The sequence below is a fragment of the Polaromonas jejuensis NBRC 106434 genome (assembly GCF_001598235.1).
GTDB lineage: Bacteria > Pseudomonadota > Gammaproteobacteria > Burkholderiales > Burkholderiaceae_C > Polaromonas > Polaromonas jejuensis.
The window spans coordinates 1-10,236 of the sequence record NZ_BCYO01000052.1; the positions used below are offsets into that span (position 1 = coordinate 1).

The window sequence follows — 10,236 nt, forward strand, 5'->3', positions numbered from 1 at the left end:
AGGGTCGGCCGTGATTCCTGAAAATTTCGCAAAAATCCCCTTAAGTGCTTGATTTAAAAAGATAAATCACTCTTGCGAGGTAATGCTTTTTGGAATTCTGCGACTGAATTTGGGCTTGCCGCCTTAATATCCTGAGGATTTCAGAAATTCAGGGGAAGAGAAATGGCAAAGCGCTGGATTTGGGACGGACTCTTTGCATTCGCGTTTATTGCCGGCGTGATCGTGGTCGTCCGGTATTTTGATTTAACCAATTCTGCTTGGGCTGCTTGGGTACAAGCCATCGGCTCTATCCTCGCCATATGGGGTGCTGTCCGATTGACGCAGCGGCAAATTGACTCACAGGCGGCAATGGCACTGGACGCGGAAAACCGCGCACTGAAGCGGTCCAACGATGCACTTCTCGCAGTAGTTGACGGAGCGGCAAAACAGTTTCTGAAGCTCGAACCGGAAATGGCTGCGGACGAAGTCGACGACTTTAGCTATTTGAGTTTCATGTTTTCCTACGAAGAGCAGTCATTCACTGATGCAATCAACGCGCTGGAATCAGTGCGATTGGTTGATCTAGGCTCCTATGAACTGGTTGAGGCTATCGCGGGAATGAAAGCCGGAATGATCAAATTGCGGCACGCGGCGACTGAAGCCATGAACCCGAATCGTAATAAAGAAGAACAACCCGACCATCAGATCATGGACTATGGAGAGACGGTGATTGGTCGCTTGAAACAGCACTACGGCAATGCTGCCAAGATTTTAGGTGGTGAGCCCATACTGGCCGCCACATGGATGGACGAATAAGGGGTTTTATTCTTCGATGCCGGTGACGACCTCGGCCGGCTCTTCAACAGATTTCGCAAAATCCAGACTACCCACAGCTTCAAGAAAACTTGATTTTGTAGTCGATGGGTTCGATGGCGCGTCCCAGGTCCAGCGTGTAGTCCCCGAACCGATTGATATGGCTAGTCCGGTATGGTGACAAGGCTTTCAGCACCGGTTCGCCCACCGGATAGCCCTGGCTCTGCAGCTCCTTGAGCTTGCGCGACATCCACTGCACGTTGTGCAGGATCACCATATTGGCCACGAGCTGGCTGTACTTGATGACCTTGCGCTGCTCGTGGCGCAGGTTCTCGGCGATCACCCCTTCCCCGCCGAAGAACAGCCACTTGACGAAGTTGTTGAATTCCTCGCTTTTGTTGGTTGCGGCGTGGATCGACCGGCGCAGTTCCACGTCGCTGATGTAGTCGAGCAGGAACAGGGTTCGGATCACCCGCCCGAGCTCACGGAACGCGAAGTAGAGCTTGTTCTTGTGGCTGAAAGTCCCGAGCCGCCGGAGGATCATCGACGGCGTGATCCGGCCGAGCTTGATGGAAACCGCCACACGCAACATGTCGCGGTAGTGCAGCTTGATCAGATCCCAGTCGATCGTCCCGCGAAACAGGCTGTGGATGTGCTTGTACTGCGCCCCCGATTCCGCCTTGAAGAACACCAGGTCCTTGATGTTGCGCATGCGCGGCATCAGCTTGATCCCAAGCAGGTGCGACAGCCCAAACACCGGCGCGCTCTGCGCCTGCGTGTCACCGTGCAGTGTGTCAGGCTGGATATCGGACTCGTTCTTGACCAGTCCATCGAGGATGTACACGGCCTCGTAGACGCCGCAGGGAATGAAGTGGCTGAACAGCGCGATGTACATGTCCGACACGTGGTAGTACCCGATGCCGCCATAACCGCCATATCGCAGGTGGTACTCGGACAGCAGGTTTTGCTCGTAGACGTTCCACTTGGTGCCGTCGGCCGAAGCGCTCTTGCCGGTGCCCCAGAATTGCGGCAGGGAGAACCGGTTGTAGGCGTTGACCACCTTGAAGATCGCCTTGTCCAGCCGCTCCTCTGTCACGTGGTGCAGGTTGAGCCATGCCACCTGCTTGCGCGACAGACCCTTGACCGACAGCGCGGTCTGGGTCGGCCCCAGGTTGCAGCCGTAGCAAAACAGCGTCGTCAGGAAACGTTTGCGCGGGTCGTCAACCTTGCTCTCGAAGCCGGACAAGGGACCGAACAGCTTGTGCAGGTCCAGCCATCGCTCGGTTTCGGTCAGCACATCCAGAATGCTGGCCGTCGCCATCGAATCCGTAATGGCCTGGTCGACCTCCGGCAGCCCTTCCGGTGGCGGCGCCCGCTCGCTGCGCCGCAGCAGCAGGCCGGACTCGGTCATCGCCACATGCTCGTTATCCGGGAAACGGGCGTCGACCTGGCGCGCCAAATTGGCGAGTTGCTGCTTGTGCTGACTAACAAAGTCGTCAGCGTCGGCCGGCAATCCGACCATGTCGCTGTACTGACCGATCTCGGCATCGAACTCCTCCCAGCTCACCAGGTGGTCGCGGTAGTCGTCGTACTGGTCGCTGTTCTGCACATACAGGTCGCCGGACTTCAACTCGTCCATCACATGTGAAAGGATGCACAGCTCCAGATACTTGCGATGGACGAGGCCTGCAACAGCTTCCTCGCCTTGGCCCTGGATCAGCGTGTGCCATTTTCTGTCGGCCAGCCAGGTCAGGTCGAGTGGGATGGCGCCGCTGTCGGCGGGAACATACTCCTTGTGGCTGGAGCGGAACTGCGCGATCCAGCTTACGGCGCGCAACAGGGAATCGTCCGGTGACGAGGATTTGAGCGCCATCGCATCCAGGCACTGGAACAGCAGCGATCGCCTGGCGCGATAGGGCTGGAGCATGAACGGATAGTAGTTGTTGCCCGCATAGGCGATGTGCTCGTCGCAGCGTTCGATCCAGGCAGCCGGCTCGTCGCCCAGAATCTTGCGCATCCTGCCGACCCGCTGCGCTTCCGTCCCGTCGTCTTCGAAGACTGTCAGCACATCGCGGAACTGGGTGATTAGGGCTTCGCCTTGCGCCACATGCTCCAGCTGGTACTGCTTCAGGCGCTCGCGTGCGACGTTGTGCATGTTCCGCACGGACCGGATAAATATGTCTGCGATGTCATCGACGGCCTTCTGCAATTGCGCCTGGATCAGCAGCACGGCCAGGGCGTAGCGCTTGATCGGCTTGAGCGCCTGCATCTCGCGCACGTTGAGTGCGCGGGCTTCGAGCACGAACTGGGTTCGCTTGGGAACGGAGACGCCGTCGATCACTGGCAAGCCTTCGGCCAGCTCGCGCAGCGCCTGGATGTGCGTCAGGAAGCTGGCCACCTCGCGCACGCTGGGCTGCTTGGGCTCGCGCTTGAGCTGATCCCACTGACTGCGGCCCTTGCGGGTGCGAAACATCTGGTCGATCCCGGCCTGCTGCACATCGGTCAAGGCCGTGGAAATATGTTTGTAGAGCTCATCGTTGACCTTCACCCGCGCCCGGCTCGCTATGCGCGATAGTGTGACAAATCCCGGCAGCACGTAGCGGTGGTGAACCAGTTCTTCCAGCAGAATATTGATGATGTCGGGCAGTTCCTGCTTGGTTTGTGCCGCCTTCACCGCCTCAGCTTCCAGCCAGTCCTGTGCGGCGGTATCCAGGAGCCGCAGGCCGACGAATTCGCGCAACATCCGCTGGTGCAGCGACTTGCTGCCGGACTGGTCGTAGCGCTGCAGCGTCGCCGCGGAGAACGGCTGGACCTGGTAACGCTTGCAGATGTGTTTGACGATCGTACTGGGCACGTCGTCCAAGGTGACGAAGTAGCCCAGCCGCTGCAGCATCTTCAGCTGAACCGCGATCAAGGCCTGGGTCGTAGCCCGGCTGTACGCATTCGCTATGAAGCGGCGCTCCGTTGCGCTCGGCGTGAACACCGAGATCAGATCCTGATCGCTAAGTTCAGTTCTGGGTTGCGGATAGGCGGTGTCGTTGATACCACTCATAGGGGCGGTCGATCGATCGGGCGTGGGCGGAGCGAATCAGATTCGAACTCTACCGGAGTTTCGGGTCGGGCTTCCCGGCGCTGTTTTTTCTAGCTAGGCGCCAACGACGGCCCATGCCTCGAATGGCTATCGGCCAGCACCGGCCTCAGGCCGAATCAAGCTGACCAATAGCGGTAGGCGCTTGGAAACAGCGTGCGGCGCGTCGCGCTCGATCAGGCGATAGATTTCGAGCACCCGTTCGCCGGTCGGCGTGAGCTGCGCACCACCGCCGGCAGCACTCCTGCGCTATTTGAGGACCAGCGGCTCGACACAATCCGCGTTCATCGCGGCTATCCACAATTCGGGCTGCTCAATGGCGGCCGGAGCAAAACGTGCTGCCGATACGATTTGCACGAAAACCCGCGCTGCTCAATTCAGGGGCAAGATCAGTACCTGAGATTTTCTATCGAGGTTCACGACACAGAAGTTGCGCGACTCTTGAATAGCTTGGTGCAGGGCAATCTAGCAAAAATCCACTTTGCAAGAATTACTTTGTAGAGTCAATTGCATGCGGCCCCGAATGACGGATACGGCGCTGGGTCATAATCCGCGCATGCAACGTCTGCGCAACGCCCACTCCGTCGCCCGCTGGGCGCTGCTGTGCTTCCTGCTGTCGCTAGGGGTTGCTATTGCCACACCATTGGTCAACCCGCAGTCGATGGAACTGGTGTGCTCCAGTGTGGGAGGCGTGAAGCCTCTCATCAAGTCAGCCGACGGCAGTACTCAGTCGGCGAGCCAGATGGGCGACTGCCCGTTGTGTCTCACGGGCGGTGGGCCGCTCCCGCCAGACATCCGTCTAAGGGCGGAGCCGATTCAACCCCTGTCCTATGTGCTGCAAACCATTCCGGCTGCGCACATCGCCTTACTGACCACCGCGCCATTGCCGGCGCGCGGGCCTCCCATCCTCCTCTGAGCTATCAAATTTGTAGCTACTGGCGCAGACTTCTTGTGCGCTAGAGGGCTATTTTGCGATATGTCCTATGGCACCCCACTACGGTGCCTCTGTACGAATGCGCTATTCCCTGGCTATGCCTGGGACCGTAGCGCTGCGCTGCCGCCTGCACGTCACTACCTGGATCACACCAGGGCAAGGCCGCAATGTGGCGCTGTCGGCGCGCTACAACTTTTAATGTCCACTCGGAAGAATCTTATGTATCGATTCAAGCATTTCATGCGGGCACTGTTGTGCACGCTGGCCACCCTCTTTGCGCTGGGCTCCTGGGCCGCCACCACCGAGATCACCGATGCGCTGGGTCGCAAGGTGGTGGTCCGCACGCCGGTGCAGCGGGTGGTGATCAACTTCAACTATGAAGAGTTCACCGCCGTGGCGGGCAAGGACGCCTGGGCCAAGGTGGTCGGCATTTCGCGTGCGCCCTGGGAAGGCTGGCGCCCAGCCATCTTCAAGCGTTACAGCGCCGTGATCCCGAATCTGCAGGCCATGCCCGATGTGGGCCATTCGGAAGATGGCACCTTCAGTGCCGAGAAGGTGATTGCTTTGAAACCCGATGTGGTGTTCATGGCCGAATGGACCTACAAGTCCCTGCAAACCGCGCGCGAGCAGATCGAGGCGGTGGGGATTCCAATCGTGGTGATCGACTACAACGCCCAGTTGCTGGAGCGCCACCTCAGCTCGACCCGCGCCTTGGGCAAGGTGATGGGCACAGAGGCCCGGGCCGAAGAGCTGGCGCAGTTGTACGAGCGCGAGTACAAAAACGTGCTGGCACGCGTTGCCAAGGCCGGCGGACCGCGCAAGAAGGTCTACGTGGAGTTGGGCCAGGCCGGGTCCGAGACCGTGGGAAACAGCTACAGCGGCACCATGTGGGGCAAGATTGTCACCACCCTGGGTGCGGAGAACCTGGCCGACGGCAAACTGCCCGGCCCCTGGGGTCCGTTGAATGCCGAGGGGGTGCTGGCGGCCAACCCTGATCTGATCTTCATGGCCGGCTCCTCTTGGGTGAACAAACCCAAGGCCGTGCGCATGGGCTATGACGCCACACCAGAAGCCACGCGCAAGAGCCTGGAGCCCTACGTGCAGCGGCCCGGTTGGGCGAATCTGCGGGCGCTCAAGACCGGTGAGTTGCATGCGATTGAACATGGCCTGTGCCGCACGCTGTTTGACTTTGTGGCCATGCAGTACATCGCCAAGCGCCTGTACCCCGATGCCTTCCGCGATGTGGACCCGGAGGCCTCTTTGCGCAGCTACCACGAGAAGTACCTGCCGGTCGCCTACGGCGGCGTGTGGATGCTGCCGCTGAAGCCATGACAGCAGTGGCGGTGGACCATGTTGGCCTGGCCTACCGCCGCCGGGCCGCACGCCGCGCCGGCGTGGTGCTGGCCGCCATCGGCATTTTGCTGGTGGCGGTATTGCTGGATATCGCCAGCGGCCCGGCATTCCTGCCCGTGGGGGCCGTGCTGCGCTCGGTGCTTGGTTACCCATCGGACACCACGGTGGAGGCGATTGTCTGGTCGATCCGGCTGCCGGTGGCGTGCACGGCGGTGGCCGTGGGCGCGGCGCTGGGTTTGTCGGGCGCGGTCATGCAGACGATTCTGAATAATCCGCTGGCGTCCAGCTACACCCTGGGCATCTCGGCCGGCGCGGGCTTTGGCGCGGCCTTGGCCATCGTGCTGGGGGCCGCGCTGCCGGTGCCCGAGGCCTACGCCATTCCCCTCAACGCCATGCTGTTTGCGGGCATGGCCTGCACCGGCGTGTACCTGATTGGGGGCGCCCGCGCCGCCACGGCGGAAGGCCTGGTGCTGGCGGGCATTGCGCTGCTGTTTTTGTTCCAGGCGCTGACATCGTTATTGCAACTGGTGGCTTCGCCCGAGTCGCTGCAGCAGGTGGTGTTCTGGCTGTTTGGCAGCTTGCAGAAGGCCAGCTGGCCCAAGCTGGGGGCGGTGGTGGCAGTGCTCGCCGTGTGCACGCCGGTTTTGCTGCGCGATGTGTGGGGCCTGACGGCGCTCAAGCTCGGGGATGCGCGCGCTGCGGCCCTTGGGGTGAACGTGCGGGCGTTGCGTCTGCGTTCTTTCGTACTGGTGTCCGCTTTGACCGGGGTGTCGGTAGCGTTTGTCGGGACGATTGGATTTGTGGGGCTGGTGGCACCGCACATCGCGCGCATGCTGGTGGGTGAAGACCAGCGCGGCTTTCTGCCAGCCTCGGCGTTGATGGGTGCGGTACTGCTGTCGCTGGCGTCGGTGGCCAGCAAGACGGTGTCGCCGGGGGCAATCTTTCCGATCGGTATATTGACCTCGCTGATCGGTGTGCCGTTTTTTGTGTGGATCGTGCTGCGCACCCGCCGGGAGTACTGGTGAATAGGGTGAGCGTTGAACTTCAAGGCGTAACCGTGCGCTACGGCCCGCGTGCCGCGTTGCAGGATGTCCATCTGTGTGTCCAGGCCGGGCGTGTGTTGGGCATCGTGGGAGCCAACGGCTCGGGCAAGTCGTCGCTGGTTAAAGCTGTGGCGGGCCTGGTGCCGTCGGAAGGCCGCATACGCGTATGCGGCCACGCTGCGGGTCGGTGCAAGATCGGCTACATGCCGCAAGACCTGCAGGCTCCGATGGCATTGACGGTGCTGGAGGTGGTGTTGCTAGGACGGCTGGGCCAGTTGCGCCTGAGGGTGCAGCCCGATGACCTGGATGCCGTGCGGCAAGTGCTGCAGCGCCTGGGCCTGGAGGTTTTGGCAGGGCGTTACCTGAACGAGCTCAGCGGCGGGCAGCGGCAGATGGCATTCTTGGCCCAGGCCCTGGTGTCTGAGCCGGCCGTGCTGCTGCTGGACGAACCCATCAGCGCACTGGATATCTGCCACCAGCTGGAAGTACTGGAGGTGGTGCGTGCGATGACCATCGAACGCCAGCTGTGCACTTTGATCGTGTTGCACGACCTGAATGCCACAGCGCGCTTTGCCGACGATGTCGCGCTGCTGCGCGACGGCCGGTTGCTGGCCTGGGGGGCGCCGGAGCAGGTGTTGACGGTAGACAACGTCGCCGCGGGTTTCGATACCCGGGCCGAGGTGTTGGCTTGCGACGACGGCACGCGGGTGCTGGTGTCGCGGCAGTCGCTGCGCGGATGGGTCAAAAGGTGAGCCAGGCCTGCCGCGATGTGAGAGATTGCGCCTAACCATTCGCCCCTAGAATATTCATGTTGGTGCTCGCGGCGTGGTTCACATGCCGCAGTTCAACGGGAAGCAGGAGGACGATTCGGGCAACAGCCCATCGCCCTACCTGCGCTGCACCCGCAACGGTCAATTGGATGAATGGAGGTCGCCTTCCATTCCACTTCCATCACTCAGCCACTGAGCGCCCTGAACAAGCGCTTGGGAAGGCGATGGAAGTCGTGCCATCAGCCCGGATACCGGCCAACAAGGTGGTTGCATTTCTAAAAATGCAACCGTAATGCCCATGCACTGGCGGGGAGGCCGGTGTGGGTTTTTGTCAACGGAGTTTTCAATGCATATCGAACCTGGCCTGTTGGCCCAATCCAAGCTGGTTTTTGCGGCAGGTGCCGCTGCGATGGTGTTCGTGCCTTACGTGCCGACGCTGCTCAAGAGTCCCAAGCTGTGGCTGCGCACCGTGCTCGCGGCGGTGTTCTTCTCACTTTTCATGGAAAGCTTTCACCTGCAGGCCGGGCCCTCCGAGTTGCACTTTGTGGGCGCCATGCCGATTTATCTGGCCTTTGGTTTTGTGCCGACGCTGTTTGCTTTTGGCTTGGGATTGCTGCTGCAAGGCCTGCTGTTTGAGCCCCAGGATCTGGTGCATCTGGCGGTCAACACCTTGTCCCTGGCCGTGCCTTTGCTGGCTGTTCACTACACCTTGGGCCGCAAGCTTAAAGAGGTCACGCTAGCGACTGTTTTGAAACTGGATGGCGCGTATTACGCCGGTGTAGTGGCCATGGTTGGTTTCTGGCTGACGCAAGCCGAAGTAGCTTTCACCTTCGCCGACTGGGCGTTATTTGCTTCGTCCTATATTCCGCTGGTCATCGTCGAGCCGGTGTTCACCTTGGCGATTTTGTGGCTGCTGCAGCGCTTTGGGCAAACCCGCCTCGGTGCTGTCTGCTTCGCTGAGCGGCCTGCAGCCGCCACTGCGCAATAAGCGACCACAGCAGCGCATTGCACAAGAGTTCTTTGCAGGTACCCTGTGAAGACTCCAGGGCGGGCTTCTAGCCCCCGGCTTCTATGAGGGTCCGTCATGCCCTAACCCGACGTTCCTGGAATCTTGATTGAGTGCCCGTTTTGACATGTGTAGCTGCTAATATCAAATTGTTCATCTCGGGAGCAGTGATTGTCTGGACTCTAGCGGCGTGTGCCCTGGTAGCCGCCATAGTGTTGGGTCCTTCGCGCGATAGATATCAGGACATGTAGAGATGCGAAAATCTTGCGCATGAACCGCTTGTTGTTTATTGTTATTTTTGTTTTCTCTCTGCCAGCCATAAGTGCCGACTTGGTAGTCGGATCACCCGCGCCCGACGTCGAGGCAACGCTGCTCGACAGCCCCACGCGGGTCCGGCTGTCGGCCAACCAGGGCAAGGTGACCATCATCAATTTCTGGGCCACGTGGTGTGCGCCGTGCAGGGAGGAAATGCCTGCGATTCAGGCCTACTACGACAAGCACAAAGCAGAAGGGCTGGAAATTTTGGCCATCAGCATGGACGATGCGAGCAACCTGGCAAAAGTCAGAAAGGTCGCCCAGAGTTTCACCTTTCCCATCGCAATCAAGTCAGAAGCCAACTTCAAAGGACTGGGGCGAGTCTGGAGGATGCCGTCCACGTTCGTGGTCGACAAAGACGGCATCCTCAGAAAAAACGGTCATGTCGGTGATCCGGAAGTCACGCTTCCTTTGCTGGAATCACTGGTCACGCCGCTGCTAAATAGCCGGTGAATCAAAATTCGACGCGGGTACCCACTGAGAAGATGTATTTCGCCGCAAGCTGAAAACCATTGAGCTTTCGGTAAATCGGCAGCTGCACTGATCCATACACCTTTACCTTTTCGGTTAGCGGGGCTGTGAAGCCAGGGCTCAAATAAACCGTTGTGCCGCCGCTGTCATCTGGCGCAGCATTCGCGCCTGAGTCTTTCCCCAAAAACTTCACGTTAAGCTGAACTTGCGGTACCACCTTGTCAAACCCCAAGTAGCGTAACCCGGCATTCAGGTTAAGCGCTTTGCCAGGCTTGTAGTCCGCACGGCTATTGAGCGGAATCTGAACTATGGCCTGGGTGAAGTAGTTCCAGTTCTGAGACAACGGCGAAAATCGGAAAGCTCCAACAATGGCGTCCGTTGTGCCCGTTCCAGGCTGCAAACCGCGATCAAGCGGCTGTCCAGCAATAGGCCCTCCGTCGAAGTTCTGGGTATAGCTGCCAGTG

9 protein-coding genes, 1 pseudogene and 1 riboswitch are annotated in these 10,236 nt (G+C 59.9%); of the genes and pseudogenes, 8 read left to right on the forward strand and 2 right to left on the reverse strand.

Annotated elements, in window-relative coordinates; all coding sequences use genetic code 11:
- Positions 1–162 precede the first annotated feature (162 nt).
- Positions 163–795, forward strand: a complete 633-nt coding sequence (locus PJE01S_RS23675) for a hypothetical protein (protein ID WP_068836177.1) — start codon at positions 163–165, stop codon at positions 793–795.
- 79 nt (positions 796–874) lie between these two features.
- Here the strand turns inward: PJE01S_RS23675 and PJE01S_RS23680 are convergent, their stop codons facing one another.
- Positions 875–3,844, reverse strand: coding sequence for a Tn3 family transposase (locus PJE01S_RS23680; RefSeq protein WP_068836178.1), 2,970 nt, complete (start codon positions 3,842–3,844; stop codon positions 875–877).
- A gap of 192 nt (positions 3,845–4,036) precedes the next feature.
- Here PJE01S_RS23680 and PJE01S_RS23685 point away from each other — a divergent pair, with 192 nt between their 5' ends.
- The 7 genes from PJE01S_RS23685 (at position 4,037) to PJE01S_RS23715 (ending at position 9,754) form a co-directional block, all read left to right on the forward strand.
- Positions 4,037–4,381: a hypothetical protein gene (locus tag PJE01S_RS23685; protein WP_068836179.1), complete on the forward strand. Its 345-nt coding sequence runs from the start codon at positions 4,037–4,039 to the stop codon at positions 4,379–4,381.
- A 55-nt stretch (positions 4,382–4,436) separates the two neighbouring features.
- Positions 4,437–4,796 carry a DUF2946 family protein gene (locus PJE01S_RS23690; RefSeq protein WP_084389737.1) on the forward strand — a complete coding sequence of 120 codons (360 nt, stop codon included), beginning with the start codon at positions 4,437–4,439 and terminating at the stop codon, positions 4,794–4,796.
- A gap of 237 nt (positions 4,797–5,033) precedes the next feature.
- A complete protein-coding gene (locus PJE01S_RS23695; RefSeq protein WP_245660960.1) occupies positions 5,034–6,146 on the forward strand; it encodes an ABC transporter substrate-binding protein in 1,113 nt (370 codons plus the stop codon).
- Positions 6,143–7,192, forward strand: a complete 1,050-nt coding sequence (locus PJE01S_RS23700) for a FecCD family ABC transporter permease (RefSeq protein WP_068836181.1) — start codon at positions 6,143–6,145, stop codon at positions 7,190–7,192. The genes PJE01S_RS23695 and PJE01S_RS23700 overlap by 4 nt, the downstream gene beginning before the upstream one ends.
- Before the next feature lie 5 nt (positions 7,193–7,197).
- Positions 7,198–7,962 (forward strand): ABC transporter ATP-binding protein, encoded by a 765-nt coding sequence (locus PJE01S_RS23705; RefSeq protein WP_084389736.1) that lies wholly within the window; start codon positions 7,198–7,200, stop codon positions 7,960–7,962.
- Between the two features lie 43 nt (positions 7,963–8,005).
- Positions 8,006–8,254, forward strand: a riboswitch (cobalamin riboswitch).
- Positions 8,255–8,326: 72 nt separating this feature from the next.
- A complete protein-coding gene (locus PJE01S_RS23710) occupies positions 8,327–8,968 on the forward strand; it encodes an energy-coupling factor ABC transporter permease (RefSeq protein ID WP_068836183.1) in 642 nt (213 codons plus the stop codon).
- Positions 8,969–9,256: 288 nt separating this feature from the next.
- Positions 9,257–9,754 (forward strand): peroxiredoxin family protein, encoded by a 498-nt coding sequence (locus PJE01S_RS23715; protein ID WP_068836184.1) that lies wholly within the window; start codon positions 9,257–9,259, stop codon positions 9,752–9,754.
- Position 9,755: 1 nt separating this feature from the next.
- Here PJE01S_RS23715 and PJE01S_RS25635 read toward each other — a convergent pair.
- Positions 9,756–10,236: pseudogene (locus tag PJE01S_RS25635) on the reverse strand (TonB-dependent receptor); the annotation flags it as partial.

Bases quoted from the DNA above. Each gene is read 5' to 3' on its own strand.
- PJE01S_RS23675 (WP_068836177.1), top strand. From the start codon at position 163: ATGGCAAAGCGCTGGATTTGGGACGGACTCTTTGCATTCGCGTTTATT.
- PJE01S_RS23680 (WP_068836178.1), bottom strand. From the start codon at position 3,844: ATGAGTGGTATCAACGACACCGCCTATCCGCAACCCAGAACTGAACTT.
- PJE01S_RS23690 (WP_084389737.1), top strand. From the start codon at position 4,437: ATGCAACGTCTGCGCAACGCCCACTCCGTCGCCCGCTGGGCGCTGCTG.
- PJE01S_RS23695 (WP_245660960.1), top strand. From the start codon at position 5,034: ATGTATCGATTCAAGCATTTCATGCGGGCACTGTTGTGCACGCTGGCC.
- PJE01S_RS23700 (WP_068836181.1), top strand. From the start codon at position 6,143: ATGACAGCAGTGGCGGTGGACCATGTTGGCCTGGCCTACCGCCGCCGG.
- PJE01S_RS23710 (WP_068836183.1), top strand. From the start codon at position 8,327: ATGCATATCGAACCTGGCCTGTTGGCCCAATCCAAGCTGGTTTTTGCG.
- PJE01S_RS23715 (WP_068836184.1), top strand. From the start codon at position 9,257: ATGAACCGCTTGTTGTTTATTGTTATTTTTGTTTTCTCTCTGCCAGCC.